8 protein-coding genes are annotated in these 16,110 nt (G+C 41.9%); 6 read left to right on the forward strand and 2 right to left on the reverse strand.

All coding sequences use genetic code 11. From position 1 onward, the window contains the following. Window positions 1-2: 2 nt before the first annotated feature. Entirely contained in the window at window positions 3-245 is a 243-nt protein-coding gene (locus tag HMPREF9447_RS14065) for a DUF3098 domain-containing protein (protein WP_009130392.1), read from the forward strand. A 174-nt stretch (window positions 246-419) separates the two neighbouring features. Then, window positions 420-1,628 (forward strand): ATP-binding protein, encoded by a 1,209-nt coding sequence (locus HMPREF9447_RS14070; RefSeq protein ID WP_009130393.1) that lies wholly within the window; start codon window positions 420-422, stop codon window positions 1,626-1,628. A 28-nt stretch (window positions 1,629-1,656) separates the two neighbouring features. On the opposite strand, the gene HMPREF9447_RS14075 is transcribed toward HMPREF9447_RS14070, so the two are convergent. Further along, the gene (locus HMPREF9447_RS14075; RefSeq protein ID WP_009130394.1) at window positions 1,657-2,712 is read right to left on the reverse strand and encodes a porin; all 1,056 of its coding nucleotides are present in this window, start codon (window positions 2,710-2,712) and stop codon (window positions 1,657-1,659) included. A 322-nt stretch (window positions 2,713-3,034) separates the two neighbouring features. Here HMPREF9447_RS14075 and xyn10D/fae1 point away from each other — a divergent pair, with 322 nt between their 5' ends. Both xyn10D/fae1 and HMPREF9447_RS14090 read left to right on the forward strand, forming a co-directional pair. Then, complete coding sequence (gene xyn10D/fae1, locus HMPREF9447_RS14085; RefSeq protein WP_009130395.1) at window positions 3,035-5,185, forward strand: bifunctional endo-1,4-beta-xylanase/feruloyl esterase; 2,151 nt, start codon at window positions 3,035-3,037, stop codon at window positions 5,183-5,185. 177 nt (window positions 5,186-5,362) lie between these two features. Continuing rightward, complete coding sequence (locus HMPREF9447_RS14090) at window positions 5,363-9,379, forward strand: hybrid sensor histidine kinase/response regulator transcription factor (RefSeq protein WP_009130396.1); 4,017 nt, start codon at window positions 5,363-5,365, stop codon at window positions 9,377-9,379. A 45-nt stretch (window positions 9,380-9,424) separates the two neighbouring features. Here HMPREF9447_RS14090 and HMPREF9447_RS14095 read toward each other — a convergent pair whose 3' ends face one another. Then, entirely contained in the window at window positions 9,425-10,846 is a 1,422-nt protein-coding gene (locus HMPREF9447_RS14095; protein ID WP_009130397.1) for an alkaline phosphatase, read from the reverse strand. A 297-nt stretch (window positions 10,847-11,143) separates the two neighbouring features. Here HMPREF9447_RS14095 and HMPREF9447_RS14100 point away from each other — a divergent pair, with 297 nt between their 5' ends. Together HMPREF9447_RS14100 and HMPREF9447_RS14105 are read left to right on the forward strand one after the other, a co-directional pair. Beyond that, window positions 11,144-14,335, forward strand: coding sequence for a SusC/RagA family TonB-linked outer membrane protein (locus tag HMPREF9447_RS14100; protein WP_009130398.1), 3,192 nt, complete (start codon window positions 11,144-11,146; stop codon window positions 14,333-14,335). Window positions 14,336-14,346: 11 nt separating this feature from the next. Further along, window positions 14,347-16,089, forward strand: a complete 1,743-nt coding sequence (locus HMPREF9447_RS14105; protein WP_009130399.1) for a RagB/SusD family nutrient uptake outer membrane protein — start codon at window positions 14,347-14,349, stop codon at window positions 16,087-16,089. Window positions 16,090-16,110: the final 21 nt, after the last annotated feature.

Genomic DNA, 16,110 nt, shown 5'->3' on the forward strand with positions numbered 1-16,110 from the left:
ATATGGGAACAAAAATAATGAAGCAGAACGAGACGGTATTTGGCAAGAGAAATTATGTGATTCTGCTAATTGGTTCGGTAATAATAATAGTGGGATATCTGTTCATGAGCGGCGAGGGGAGTACCCCCGCCGCCTACAACCCTGATATATTCAGCGGATTGCGTATAAGGGTAGCTCCCATTATATGTCTGACAGGATATTTTATTAATATATTCGGTATCCTGTACCGGTCCGGGCGGAACTGATTATTTCCAAGTTTTGATATGATATGTTTGGGGCGATGAGAAAAATATCGTGTAGGAAGCGCCCGTAATACTTGTATTTATATTTAATAAATGTCGCATTTTTACAGAACTTATAATTTATACTTAATAAAATTGCTATATTTGCATTGTTTGTTAATCATAAATTATAAAAGTATGAAGCTAATAAATCGTCCTTTGTATACAAATAGAATACGTCCTTTTATTGGGAAGGGCATCATCAAAGTACTGACCGGACAACGGCGGGTAGGGAAGAGTTGCATCTTAAAACAGCTTCAAATTGATATTCTTAAAGAGAATCCCCAAGCAAACATTCTCTATATCAATATGGAATACGAAGAATTCAGGGGCATTCGGAATGATACGGATTTGTTTGAATATTTGCACGATAAATTTCAGGAAGGTGTGGATAACTATCTCTTTATTGATGAAGTGCAGGATATTGATGGCTTTGAGCATGTGCTGCGTAGCTTACAGGCAAGAGATAGCTGCGATATTTATATTACCGGTAGCAACGCTAAAATGCTTTCAGGAGAGTTGTCTACTTATCTTTCAGGACGATATGTGGAGTTTCATGTACACAGTCTGAATTATCCTGAGTTTTTAGAGTTTCATCAATTGGAAGATAACAACCAAAGTTTGATGTTGTATCTCACTTATGGCGGGCTCCCTTACTTATCTCGTTTGCAACTGACGGATGAACTGGCATTTGAGTATCTTCGGAATATTTATTCTACCATATTGTTGAAAGACGTAGTGAAGCGTGAGGGAATCCGCAATGTAGACTTCCTTGAGACATTGGCATTGTATACGGCTGATAATGTAGGAAGTCTTTTTTCTGCAAATAATATTAGTAAGTATTTGAAGTCACAAAAGGTAGATATATCTACTCCGCAGGTTATTAATTACCTGAAAGCTCTGAGCAGTGCTTATTTAATTAATAAAATAGGTAGGATTGATGTCTCCGGATTGAGGAAGTTTGAGATTGGTGACAAATATTTCTTTGAAGATTTAGGTTTGCGGAATTGCCATCTGGGTTTCAATCTGCAGCGGGACATACAGAAATTACTGGAAAATGCTGTTTATCTCCATATCAGTTCCTTGCAATATGATGTGTATGTGGGTGACAATGCCCAGAAAGAGATAGACTTTGTTGGGGTGAAACAAGGTAAGCGAGTGTATGTGCAGGTCGTTTATCTGATGATAGATGACAAAACCCGGGAACGGGAGTTTGGCAATCTGATGAATATACCGGATAATTATCCAAAGTATGTTGTCAGTTTGGACGAGTTTAATCGTGGAGGAGATGTGCAAGGCATACAACATCTGCATTTGTCGGACTTTCTGAAGAAAGAGGTGCTATGATAGCACCTCGGGATTTCGTTCGATATATTTAGAACCGTACCATCAGCTCCAACACAATCTTATCCTGCTCTGATTCTTTAGCAATGCTGTTTTTAGCATAAAAGTATTTCTCGAAGTTTAGGCGAAGGTCGGTGCGGAACGCTTTGCTGAGGCTGAAAGTGACACCACCGGTTACGCGATGCCGTTTGTAGTCGGTAGTGACTAATGCGCCGGTTTCTTCATCAATGGCTTTTCCATCGCTTTGACTGGTCATCATGTCGTAGCGTGCCAGGAAAGACATTTTGTTGAATACCTTTCGTAAGGGCAAATCGTAGTTGATGAAACTGTTCACGGCATGTACATTGTCGTAAGCATTGTCTGCGTATGTTTTGTACAGATACTCCCCTTCGATGTGGAAGCGACCGAATTCGTAGAAAGCACCGATGTCATAAGAGTTTATCCGTACATCCTGCGGCTGAATGCTCTGTATACTTAAAGCTAGATTAAGTTTTTGGGCAAACAGGAATTGCGCTTTAGCGGAGTAATTCACTTCTTTGTGCCACTCCTTCTGGTTGGTCAGTCCCGAACCATTATAAAGCCCGCCCTCTAATGTAACAGGTATTTCAGTTCCGAGTTTATATCCCAATGTAACGCCAACGTCACGTACGTTACCGACTTGTTTCGCAATGAATGAACGGTTGGCAAAATATTGCTGGTGCGGAGAACGGTGGGCGTCAATGGTGAACGGCACACGCATTTGTCCTGCGGTTACTGTCAGGTCTTTTACCGGGAAGAGGCGGGCGTAGGCATCCAGCATCTTGATTTGTCCCTCATCGGAAAGGTCGATTTCTGCTTTATAAGCCACTATCGGTAATACGTTGCCAGTAATACTAATACGCGCATTGCGCACTTCGAAGCGGCTGGCAGCCATTTCTGTCTGATACTCGAACTTGGTGCGGATAGTACCATGTATTTCCGGAAGATAGTCTTTTGTTTCCAGCTCTTCTTTATCAATCTTCTTTCCGTCTTCGTTGCGGTATGGAGTTTGAGCTTTCACAGCCAGTGGCAACAAAATGATGAGCAACATCAATGCGCTTTTCTTCATAATTCTTAGTTGTAGTCGATTAATTTATGGCGGCAAAGTTCAGACATACGTGTTATGTTTTTATGTCATGTGTATTTCGTTTTGGTTACAATTATCTTTTTTCTTTTTCATTTTAGTGGTGGCGTCAACTATAAAAAGACGTTTTCCTTCACTTTTTATTAAAGGGGGTAACATAAGCGAAAAAACTTGTAACACAGATATGGGGATTCTCTCTAAAAAAAGCATTCTTTTGCAACCGTTTCCAATAGCAAACATTAAGTAATGAATATATGATATCATAGTATAAGGATATACAATGAAAAACCTTTTTAATAATTATCAGATGAAACATTTATTTAAATTTTCCCTTTGCGCATTGGCATTTGCCATGAACGTAAATACCGGGTTCGCACAAAGCGACGAAACGGGACTGAAGGATGCTTATAAAGATTACTTCTCTATCGGCGTGGCTGTTAATATGCGTAACATCGCAAATCCCGAACAGATTGCCATCATCAAAAAAGACTTCAACAGTATTACGGCAGAAAACGATATGAAGCCGCAACCCACCGAGCCTGCCTACGGACAGTTCAATTGGGATAATGCCGACAAGATTGCCGACTTTTGCCGTAGCAACGGAATCAAGTTACGTGGGCACTGCTTGATGTGGCATGCCCAGATAGGAGAATGGATGTATAAGGATGAAAAAGGCAATCTTGTGTCGAAAGAGAAATTGTTCCAGAATATGAAGCATCACATCACAGCCATCGTGGAGCGTTATAAAGATGTGATATATGCGTGGGATGTGGTGAACGAAGCTATCTCCGATGGTGGATGGCAGGGTGGCCGGCGAGGCATGGGAGAGCAACCAAGCCCGTATCGCAATTCCCCCCTTTATCAGATAGCCGGTGACGAGTTTATTAAGAAAGCCTTTATCTATGCCCGTGAGGCCGACCCTAACGTGCTGCTTTTCTACAATGACTATAATGCTGCCGATCCCGGAAAGCGCGACCGCATCTATAATATGGTGAAATCCATGAAGGAAGAAGGTGTGCCCATTGATGGTATCGGCATGCAGGGACATTACAATGTCTACGGTCCGAGCATGGAAGATGTAGATGCTGCCTTGACAAAATACTCTACGATAGTGAGACATATCCATATTACCGAGTTGGATATTCGTGCCAATCAGGAAATGGGAGGACAGCTCAACTTCAGCCGTGATGGCGGCAACATCAGTCAGGTAGTCAAAACGCTTCAGGAAGATCAGTATGCTCGCCTGTTTAAAGTGCTTCGCAAGCATAAGGATGTGGTAGACAATGTTACTTTCTGGAATCTTTCCGACCGCGATTCATGGCTCGGCGCACGCAATTATCCGTTGCCTTACGATGAGAATTACAAGCCAAAACGTGTCTATAGCATCATTAAGGACTTTGATCCGGCACGTGATAATGCTGTGGTGAAAGAAGATTTCCGTCCTTCTGTGCTTAATCAGCCCGGACAGCAATATCCTATGGTTAATTCGCAAGGATATGCCCGCTTCCGTGTAGTTGTTCCTGATGCCAAATCAGTCATTGTCAGCCTTGGACTGGGCGGTCGTGGCGGCACAGTTCTCCGCAAGGATAAAGAAGGTGTATGGGTGGGTACTACAGATGGCCCTATGGACGAGGGATTCCATTATTACCACCTCACTATCGACGGCGGTGTGTTTAATGATCCGGGCGCCAAGAATTATTACGGTTCTTGCCGATGGGAAAGCGGTATTGAAATTCCGGCTCATGACGAAGATTTCTATGCCATGAAACAAGTGCCTCACGGCAATGTTCAGCAGGTTTATTTCTATTCCAAGAGTACAGACACTCACCGTCGTGCATTTGTTTATACACCGCCCACTTATGGCAAGGATAAGAAGAAATATCCGGTTCTCTATTTACAGCACGGATGGGGAGAAGATGAAACGGCATGGTCCAACCAGGGGCATGCGAATCTGATTATGGACAATCTGATTGCCGAAGGCAAGATTGAACCGTTCATCATCGTAATGACGTATGGTATGACGAATGATGTGAAATTTGGGCATATCAAAGAGTTCACGGCTAAGGAGTTTGAAACGGTGCTGGTTGACGAACTGATACCTTATATTGATAGTAACTTCCGTACACAGGCTGACAAGAAGCACCGTGCTATGGCAGGGCTTTCTATGGGTGGTTTTGAGACGAAACTGATTACTCTGCGTCATCCGGAAGTATTCAATTATTACGGGCTGCTGAGCGGTGGTACTTATGCACCGGACGACATCAAGGATAAAAAGCAGGTGGAATCTATCTTCATCAGTTGCGGAAGCAAGGAGAATCCGGATGGTGTGACTAAGGCTGTGAATGACCTCAAGGCTGCCGGTTTTAAGGCTACATCGTTCGTTTCTCCCGATACGGCGCATGAATTCTTGACTTGGCGTAGAAGTTTGTATCACATGGCACAGTTGCTTTTCAAATAAGGATATGCCTTAAAAAATAAAAATAAAGTCCCTCAAGAGTTGGATATGAACTGCACTCTTGAAGTTTTGTGTCTAACTTTTTGGGGCAGTTCTTTCAACAATAAACTTTGTTTTAGTAGGAGCTATATTCTTTTTTCCTTATTTTTGCATTCATAATAAAATGCGGAAACCATACTAATGAAAAACAGAATCATATCTCTATTTTTTTTGCTATTTAGCACACTTCCGGCAACTGCCGAATATTTCCGTAATTTGGGCTTACAAAATGGACTATCACAACCTTCGGTTTTGAGTATTGCCCAGGATGGATTGGGACGAATGTGGTTTGGAACGCAGGAAGGTATCAATATGTATGATGGAGAACAAATTACTTATGTCAAGGGCGAAATTACAGATGCGGATGGGGAAAAACTTTGGATTGGTAATTATGTACCTTTCATTGTTCATGATATCGATGGCAATATTTTCTTCATAGCTGATAATAATTTGTTTGGCTATGACATTCATACCTCCACATTTAAGCAATATACGGCAGACAATGCTACTACTGCTTTGGCTGTCTATCAGAATGAAATATGGTATGCCCGGAAAGATTCTCTTTTCGCTTACGATTGCCGACAGCATACCGCCCGGTCGAAAGTGAAACTTCCTCCTTATACCGTAAACACGCTGGCAATTAGCAAAACCAATATATATGTCGGCATGATGGAGGGAATGTATATCATTCCTCAAAACACACTCCAACCATCCCGGTTTTTACTGGAAAATATAGATGTATATTGCATTTTCGAGAGTTCGGACGAAGAAGTGTGGATAGGCACTCGCATGCAAGGATTGTATCGGCTCAAGGATAATGTATTGCAAAAAGTTCCTTATGCACTTACCGGAAGTGCTGGTATCCGCAATATGCAGATACGTGCCTTTGTCGAGGATGATGAGCATAATATTTGGTTTGGAACTTTCGTAGGTTTACAAAAGTATGATGTCCGGAAGCAAACCTATACACTGATACAGATACCTCAGTATGTGGGAGGCTTGAATCATCCTTCCATTTTTTCTCTTTATACTGACCAACAGGGAACTATCTGGATAGGAAGTTTCTATGGAGGAGTGAACTACTTTACTCCCGATCGCAGTGGATTTGTACATTATGACTACCAGGCCGGAAATCTTTCCAATCTATATTATTCATATATTGGTGAGATGACGGCTGATAAACATGGAAATCTTTGGATCAGTACTGACGGAGGAGGTTTAGGTTGCATAAATGAAAACTGGGAACTGGTACATCAATTTACAGCGGGGGGGCCGAACTCTATTCCGCATAACAATGTAAAGAGTATCTGCTATGACCGGGAGAATGACTACCTGTATATCGGAACTCACTTAGGAGGATTGTCACGTTATGATTTTCAGAAAAAAAGCTTTTATAATTATCTGGAACATCAGTTGGAAAATACTCCGGCTCCGCGCCATTTCATCTATCAGGTCAAGATGTGGAATGGTAAACTTTATCTTTCTTCCCGTGAAGGTGTTTTTCAACTCGATCCGGTGACTAATCACTTTACGTTTCTGTTCAAACCGGAGTCTTACTGTATAAATTTTGATATTGATGCAGAAGGAAACTTCTATGCTAACCAGGCAGACAAAGTTGTGATTGTCCCTCTTTCTGATGTTACTCAAAGAAGTACTCTCAAGCTGCAGGATATGGGCTATAAGGGCAGCATATCGCATGTACGGGTGACGAAAGACGGTGCATATATCTGTACGTTAGGAAGCGGATTACTGTTTTATGACCGGAATACCAGGAAAATGATTGTTTATAATACGGAGAACAGCACATTGCCCAGCAATTATTGTTACAATGTGAAACAGACTGCCAGCAATAAGTTTATCCTTACCGGAGACCGGGGAATCATACTTTTTGATCCGAAAGAGCAGTCATTTACCAGCTTGGGACAGAAAGAAGTCTATCTCAAGGCTCCGATCATCCGGGATTGCGGGATTTATGTCTCTTCAGACAATAAAATCTATATTGGAGATACCAAAGGGGTTACTCTTTTGGCGGAAGAAGAATTTCATGCTTCCCAGGTAGAGATAAGTTCTCTTTATTTCTCCACTCTTCATGTTAACAATCGGTTGATAGAACCGTCACCTGAAAATAAAATACTCACTGCAGCGCTTCCTTTTGCGAAGAAGCTAATGCTGGATACTGAGGAAAATAATCTGCTTATCAAGTTTGCCCATTCTGATTATCAGAACAAATATGCGCAGCAAGGCTTTGAATATAAATTGGAAGGATTGGATAAAGTCTGGACATTTACTCCGACTCCGGAGGCCAGATATACGAATCTCGATCCGGGTGAGTATACGCTTTATGTGCGTATGGCGCATGCTTCCAGCCAGCCCCCCATTCAATTGGCTATTCACATTGCAACTCCTTGGTATGCCACCTGGTGGGCATGGATATTCTATTTGATTACAATTGTTTCGGGCATCACTTACTATGCCCGAAACCGGTTGGCAAAACAGGCTTTGGCGCAATCTCTGGAAAAGGAGCGCATCGAGAAACAGCATATAGAAGAAATGAATCATGCCAAGCTGGTATTCTTTACTAATGTGAGTCACGAATTCCGTACTCCCTTGACACTGATTGTCAGCCATATTGATACTTTGTTGCAAAATCAGATGCTTCCTCCGCAAGTATACAACAAGGTATTGAAAATAAAGCAGAGTGCACAGCAGATGACTAATTTGGTTTCCGAGCTTCTGGACTTCAGGCGATTTACCCAGAATCGCTTTATATTGCAAATAGAGAAGCGGGATATAGGGAAATTCCTGAAAGAGATATTTCTTTCGTTCAGTGACTTTGCACATCAACGTAACATTTGCTATGATTTTCAGTGCAATCCGGTGGAGATAGTGTGCTGGTTTGATGCTAAGCAATTAGAGAAAGTATTTTTTAATTTGCTTTCAAATGCCTTTAAATATACCCCTGACGGAGGGAAAATAGGTATGATAATTGCCACTGATAACAGTAATGTGAAGATACAGATTTGCGATACTGGTAGTGGCATCTCAGATTTGGATTCCGCCCGTATTTTCGACCGCTTTTATCAGGGCAGGAATCAGAAGGGAAACGAACAATCTCCAGGTACAGGCATCGGTTTGGCTTTGACCAAAAGCATCGTAGAAAAACATCATGGGGCAATTTCTGTAGAAAGTGAGGTAGGGAAGGGCAGCACTTTTACAATTACTTTATCGCTCAACATGAGTATCTATCAGGAAGACGAACATATTCAATTTGTTGATAGTGTATCTGATATGATGACTACTACAGGACCATTGTTAGGCGAGAAAATAGCCTCTTTTTATGAAGTGCCTGTACCGGAAGACTCACTATTGCAGGAAACGGCAAAGGAGAACGACAGGAAACTGTTGCTGGTGGAAGACAATAAAGAACTGCTGCAAATCTTGAAACAGCTTTTTGAACCTTTCTATCAAGTCTACCTGGCAAATAATGGAAAAGAAGGGCTTGCTCAAGCCTACGAGCATAAGCCGAATCTGATTATATCAGATATTATGATGCCTGAAATGACTGGAATTGAAATGTGCCTGCAAATAAAGAATAATGTTGATTTGTGTCATATTCCTATTATTCTGCTTACTGCGCTCAACAATACGGAGCAGAGCATTGAGGGGCTGAATCGTGGGGCGGATGACTATATAAGCAAACCTTTCAATGCACAGTTGCTTTTGGCAAGAGCTAATAATCTGGTAAGGAACAGATTGCTGATACAACATCAACTTCGTAAGAAACCTCTGTCGGAAATTGATTTGACCAGCATTAATCCGCTGGATCAGGAGATGTTGCGCAAAACGTCACAAATCATTGAGGAACATATTGATGATCCTGATTTTGATATACCGGAATTGTGTAAGGAAGTTGGTATAGGTCGCTCTTTGCTGTATTCCAAATTTAAAGCTTTGACGGGCATGACTCCTAATAACTTTGTGCTCAATTACCGCTTGAAATATGCTGCAACTCTTCTTCGCCGATATGCTGATTTGCCGATTGCGGAGGTAAGCGATCGCTGTGGATTCAGTTCGCCGGTGTATTTCAGCCGTTGTTTCAAAAATCAGTACGGATGTACGCCACAGAGTTATCAGAAAAGAAAAGATTCGGAGATTTAGGCACGGATTACACGTAATCTGCGCCTAAGATAAATTCAAAATCATTTAGAAATCTATAGGGTATCCGGCAGCCTGAGCAATTTTTGTAGGTATCTCTGTGTTATCTATACGGCCTTGGAACAAATCTGCCCCTGCTCCAATGGCAAATACCGGAACATAACCGGCTGAATGTCCTCCGCTGGTCCAGCCTACGAGAGCTATTTCATTGATAATACGTTTAGCCTCCGATGCTATCGGTTCGTCTTGTGCATATTCGCTCTTTTCCAGCTTCATCTCCTGATGCATCAGGCTTTTTTCATAAACCGTCTTCAATCGGGCTTCCTGCTCGGTAGTTAGTTCTATCTTATCCCAGAAACTGAAATTGTCTTTCAAGGCCTGTCGTATAGCTTCCCAACTCACTTGATTGTTGGTCTTGGCGCGCATTTCGTTAACGATGCGGGTGAAGCCATTTTCGCTGACTTTTTGGTTTTTCAATACCTGTAGATTCAGGTCGTAAGTACCTGTTCCCAGTACAAAGCCTCCGGTTTCGTGATCGGCTGTGACAACTATCAGCGTTTCATCCGAATGTTGCGAATAAAACTCATAAGCTATCTTGATGGCATTGTCGAAGTCTATTACTTCGTGAAATGTGGTTGCGGCATCATTGCTGTGGCAGGCCCAGTCAATTCTTCCTCCTTCCACCATCAGGAAAAAGCCTTTGGATGAATCTTTCGACAAGAAATTGATGGCGGAACGAGTGATGTCCTGAAGAGTCATATCCCCCTTCTTACGGTCGATGGCATAAGGAATGGCTACAAATTCACGTTTAGAGGCTTCTTCAGTTTGCAGTAGGAGCATCTTATCAGCTTTTTTGCTCTGTTTTAGATAATCTTTATAACCGCGTGCGATGGTATATCCGTTTTTGCTGGCCATCTCATATAAGTTTTCAGTTGTGGGATTGTTCTTGTCCGTTGCATCCCGGAAGTCGGAACCGGCATAGAAATCGAAGCCGGTCTTATATAAGTCTTTTCCAATCTCGTGATAAAGGGTACGCTTAGCGGCATGTGCGTAAAAGGCTCCGGGAGTTGCATGGTTGACGGTGACGCTGGTGGCAATGCCCACCCGGCAGCCTTTATTCTTTGCCCATACAGCTACACTGCTAATTGGAGTTTCCTGATCCTTCAATACGCCAATAGCGTTGTTTTTAGTCTTACGGCCGGTGGCAAGTGCTGTACCTGCGGCAGCCGAGTCTGTAACCCTGTTTGTGGCCGAGTTGGTAATTGCGACAGTAGAATAGGGGAACTGAGTAAATAGCAAAGGGGAAATTCCCATTTTTCCTTCCAGTTCTGCCTGATAGATTTCTGTACCTTGCACTTGGTTGACACCCATTCCGTCGCCAATAAAGTAGAATACATATTTGGCTTGTTGTGCATAACTCCAGCAGATGGATAAGACCATCAAGAGTAATAAAGATGAAAGTTTTCTCATAATATTTATTTTTAGTGATTTGTTTGAGTCTTTGAAATATTATTGCTGCAATATTAGTGCTATTTAATAGGACCGGATTGTAATATTGTACAGAATGTATATGATTATTGTCGGGATGATTTTTACAAAGATGTGACATTGAAATAGAAATGACATGTATATCTATGAAAATTTTCCTGAATCCTATTAAAAATGTCCACGGATAATTTTCATTGTTTCTTTGGACGATTTGGATAATGCCTATAAGGTGAAAAGGCGTAAACTTGCAGCGTTAATAACAACTAATCTTTAGTACTTATGAAAAGAAACCTCAAACATTGCAGCTCTCTTCCCAAAAGAATGGTATTGGGAGCATCGCTAGCTTTAATTGCTACCGGATCATTATGGGCGACAGGAACCAATTCTACATCACCCCATGCTGATATGGTAGAGAGTATCACACAACAAAAAACGATTAAAGGCAAAGTACTGGATGTACAGGGTGAACCGATTATCGGCGCTAATGTAATTATAAAAGGTACAAGCAATGGAGTCATTACAGATATTGATGGAAATTTCACGCTTGACAATGTACCGCTCGGCAGTGTTGTTCAGATTTCTTATATTGGATATCTGACTAAAGAAGTTAAAATTACCGGCAATACTACAGAGCTGAAAATAGCTTTGACGGAAGATGCACAGTCACTGGATGAAGTCGTGGTTGTAGGATATGGTTCTGAAAAGAAGGTAAACCTGACGGGCTCTGTCGCCAATATCAATATGGCGGAAATGAGCGAAAGTCGTCCGATTACAGATGTATCACAGGGATTGGCGGGTATGGCTGCCGGTGTGCAGGTAACTTCCAGTTCAAACAAACCGGGTGATAACACGGCGTCTATAATGATTCGTGGCCAAGGAACCCTGAATAATTCGGCGCCACTTGTCATTATTGATGGAGTAGAAGGCTCATTAAACAGCGTACAACCTCAGGATATTGAGAATCTCTCGGTTCTGAAAGATGCTGCATCAGCAGCTATTTATGGTTCGAGAGCTGCTAATGGTGTTATTTTGATTACTACACGCAGCGGTAAGCAGGGTAAGACAAAAGTTGATTACAATGGTTATCTTTCTTGGGAGTCTGTAGGAAAAACCTTTGATTTAGTGTCTAACTATGCTGATTACATGGAATTGATTAATGAAGGTTTTTCCAATTCAAACTTGCCAACCAAATACTCGGATGATGCCATCAAATTGTGGCGTGCCAATGAAGGAAAAGATGCGTTGAAATATCCAAATACAAGTCTGATGGATGAGTTGTTTAAAACATCTTTGAGTAACAACCATAGTGTTTCAATTAGCGGTGGTTCGGATAAAGTCAAGTTTTATACTTCTTTTGGCTTCCTGCACTCACCGGGGGTGATGGATAATTCTGGTTATAAAAAGACGCAAGCACGCGTTAATCTGGACATTGACGTAACTTCCTGGTTGAAGATCGGAACTAATATTAATGGATATGTATCTTTTACGGAGCAGGGTACGAATAAAATGGAAGATGTCTTTACTTACGCTGCCGCTACTTCTCCGGGTATGGTGTTTCGTGCTCCTGATGGTCGGTTGGGTTCTGTAAATAATGACCAGGACGATGCTCAGAATGCAGCCAATAATCCTATTTATCGTTTATATAATACTGCGGGAGATATCCAAGAACGGTATGTGAAAAGCCGTTTTTACGGAACATTGACTCCTTTCAAAGGATTTACGCTGACTGGATCATTCAACTATATGTATCGTAATAAGACGGATGATGCTAAACCGGTATTTCTGGAGCAATGGAATTTCCTGAACGATGTGGTGGCTTCTACCGGCATTGGTAAAACTCACATCATGAACAGTGATTACAAATGGAATGACTATCTGATGGATGTGACCGCTGCTTATCAGAATAAGGTTTCCAAACTGGATTATAGCATTATGGTGGGAGCTAGTCAGGAATTGTTCCGCTATAAGTGGTTCAAGACAACCAAGCAGGACTTGCTGGATCCGGGACTGGGAGTGATTGATGGCGCCACCGGAGCTGCTTCGTCTTCAGGTAATACGGTGGAATGGGTGATGCGTTCTTACTTTAGTCGACTGAAATTGAACTGGGATAACAAATATCTGTTTGAAGTGAATCTCCGCGCTGATGGTTCTTCCCGTTTTATGGAGGGTAACCGTTGGGGATATTTCCCTTCAGCTTCCGCTGCTTGGAGAATCAGTGAAGAACCTTTTGTGAAAGATTTATCGGAGAAACTGACATTGAGTAATCTGAAACTACGCGCTTCGTATGGTGTGTTGGGTAACAATGCGTTGAGAAGTAAGAATGCGGATATTGAAGGTAATTATGATGCTCAATCTTTATATTCGGCATCCAACTATATCCTGAATAATAATATAGCTACCGGAGTGGCTATGCAGGCTATTCCTAATGGAAACCTGACTTGGGAAAAGACGAAAATCTTTAATGTAGGGGTGGATTTCGGTTTGGCAAATAACCGTTTTACCGGTACGGTCGAATATTTCCATAAAAAGACGGAAGATATCCTGATTGATCTTCCGGCTCCGCTTGTGAACGGAAATGCAACTATCCCAAGACAAAATGCAGGCATAGTGGTAAACAAAGGTGTGGAGATTAGTTTGGGCTGGCAAGATAAGATAAAGGATTTCTCTTATTTCGTGAATGGTAATATCACTTTTATAAACAACAAGGTAACCAAGTTCAAGGGCAATGAAAGTGCTATTACTAATGCTGATATGATTAAAGAAGGTTATTCGATAAATGTTCAGTATGGCTATGTTGTTGACCGCATTGTGCAGACACAGCAGGATTTGGACTTTGTGCAGCAGTTAGTGGATAATACTCCGATTGATCCAAGTACAGGCAAGCCTAAAAAAACATTTCCCTCTAATCGTCCGGAACTGGGAGACTTGCTATATAAAGATTTGAATGGTGACGGTGTGATTAATGATGATGACCGTACGATTATCGGTAATGGAGCTACTCCGAAATGTACTTTCGGCTTGAACTTGGGAGGGGCTTATAAAGGTTTCGATTTCTCTGTTCTCTTACAGGGGGTCACCGGAGTGGAAACTTATTGGCTGGATAATTATTTTCGTCCGGTTGTTCGACACAGTTATCAGCTCAACAAGAAGATAGCAGATGGTCGTTGGTATGAAGGTATTCAGGGATCAGCTCGCTATCCCCGCTTACTGGAATTCAGTGATAACCGGAATACATTGATTAGTGACTTCTGGATTCAGAATAGATCATTCCTTAAAATTAAGAATATCCAGTTAGGATACACCTTTACGAGAACGGCGTTCCCATCTCTGCCTATAGAGCGTGTGAGAATCTACGGTAGCTTAGAGAACTTCTTTACGTTTACCAAATATGATGGTCTGGACCCGGAAGTCTCTGGCGTCGACTACCCTTCTATGAGACAGGCTGTTATTGGAGTTAATCTTTCATTTTAAATTGATGTTTTATGAAAAAGTATAGAATAATATTAGGTGCATTTGTTGCATCAATGTGCTTGAATAGTTGTTATGATCTGGACAGGTATCCGGCCGACCAAATAAGCGATGGCATCTTCTGGCAAACGGAAACTCATGCCAAACAAGGAATGATGGGAGTATATGCAGCTCTCAGAGAAGATAATGCTTTTGGAATGAGATTTGCTTATGATTGTATGTCGGATATAGGGGTGGGATATGATTCTCAGGGTTTCGGACCGGTAATCTTAGGTACTTATAATGATCGGCATGCCTTAGTGGAGGATAAATGGAAGTCCCTTTACGACGGGGTGATGAGAGCCAATCTGGTGCTACAGAAGGTACCTGGGATAGAAAGTATGAGTGAAGAACTTAAAAGCCAGTATTTGGCAGAAGCCAGATTTTTGCGTGCCTTGTATTATTTCGAACTCTATAATTTCTATGGAGCATTGCCGCTATATGACGAAAGTGTAAACTTGAGTACAGATTATAATGACTTAAAGAAGCCCAGAAGCTCTGAAGAGCAAGTCGTGCAGTTCATCCTTGCTGACTTGGATGCCGCTGTTAATAGTAATCTTCCTGTAAAGAGGATACAAGATGACTATGGGCGCGTGACACTGGGAGCCGCTTATGCGTTGCGTGGAAAAGTATATCTGTATACGAAAGAGTATGCAAAAGCCGCCAAGGACTTCGAGGAAATTATATTGGATCCGTCGGGCAGAGGATATAATTACTCTTTGTATGCTGATTATGCTAAGTTATTCACTTCGGAAGGCGATCAAAGCGATGAAATGATTTTCGCTATTCAGAACTCAGGAGGTGTAGGCAAGGATTATGGTATGCCAATGACTTTCTATATGGGTAGCCGTGCTACGTATGGCAGTTGCTGGAATGTCGTGCTACCGTCCGCTACGTTGGTGGGCATGTATGAGTATAAGGATGGCAAACCTTTTGATTGGGAAGAAGTTATTCCAGGATTCAGCAGTACGGACGTGAAGGACAAAACCTTTGTATCGGTACTTGCAGAAGGAGGTAAAACGGTTGCGTCTTATCCCGAATACAAGGACAAGTTGCTCGAGATGTATCCGAAACGTGACCCGAGAATGAGTGAAACCATCATTATGCCTTATACCACTTATCCGGGGTGGGTAAATAATCAGCCTAAGACTTGTGAGTTTATAATTGCCCGGAACATAGCTCCGAATGAAACAAACGGCTTTATTCGATTGAGTCCTGCCAGAACAGAGTCGTACATTTTCCGGAAATTTGTACCCGAAGGTAATATGAATGGAGAGATAAATAATAGGGAACATACTCCTATTAACTTTCCAATACTCCGTCTGGCAGATGTGTTCCTAATGTATGCAGAGTGCAAGAATGAGTTGAATGACCAAGCTACGGCAGTAGAATATATTAATAAAGTGCGCCAACGCCCTTCTACCAATATGCCTGCTATCAACAGTGGTCCTGCATGGCTGAAAGCTTCTTCTAAAGAAGAGGTATTGACACGCATCAAACACGAAAGAGCCGTTGAACTTATTGCGGAAGGACATCGTTGGTTCGATCTTCGTCGCTGGGGTGTTGCCTTGGAAGTATTGCCGGGAGACGTATACGGAATAACCGGACGAAGACTGGTAACTCGCGTATTCACAGAGAAAGATTTGTTGTGGCCCGTACCGGGAGTCGAAATTGAAAGGAATCCGGATTTGAAACCTAATAATCCGGGGTGGAATTAATAATTGAATTAAAAATATATG

This window comes from Bacteroides oleiciplenus YIT 12058 (assembly GCF_000315485.1).
Classification (GTDB): domain Bacteria; phylum Bacteroidota; class Bacteroidia; order Bacteroidales; family Bacteroidaceae; genus Bacteroides; species Bacteroides oleiciplenus.

Coding starts and splice junctions, on each gene's coding strand:
- HMPREF9447_RS14095 (WP_009130397.1), bottom strand. CDS start 10,846: ATGAGAAAACTTTCATCTTTATTACTCTTGATGGTCTTATCCATCTGC.
- HMPREF9447_RS14100 (WP_009130398.1), top strand. CDS start 11,144: ATGAAAAGAAACCTCAAACATTGCAGCTCTCTTCCCAAAAGAATGGTA.
- HMPREF9447_RS14070 (WP_009130393.1), top strand. CDS start 420: ATGAAGCTAATAAATCGTCCTTTGTATACAAATAGAATACGTCCTTTT.
- HMPREF9447_RS14105 (WP_009130399.1), top strand. CDS start 14,347: ATGAAAAAGTATAGAATAATATTAGGTGCATTTGTTGCATCAATGTGC.
- HMPREF9447_RS14065 (WP_009130392.1), top strand. CDS start 3: ATGGGAACAAAAATAATGAAGCAGAACGAGACGGTATTTGGCAAGAGA.
- xyn10D/fae1 (WP_009130395.1), top strand. CDS start 3,035: ATGAAACATTTATTTAAATTTTCCCTTTGCGCATTGGCATTTGCCATG.
- HMPREF9447_RS14075 (WP_009130394.1), bottom strand. CDS start 2,712: ATGAAGAAAAGCGCATTGATGTTGCTCATCATTTTGTTGCCACTGGCT.
- HMPREF9447_RS14090 (WP_009130396.1), top strand. CDS start 5,363: ATGAAAAACAGAATCATATCTCTATTTTTTTTGCTATTTAGCACACTT.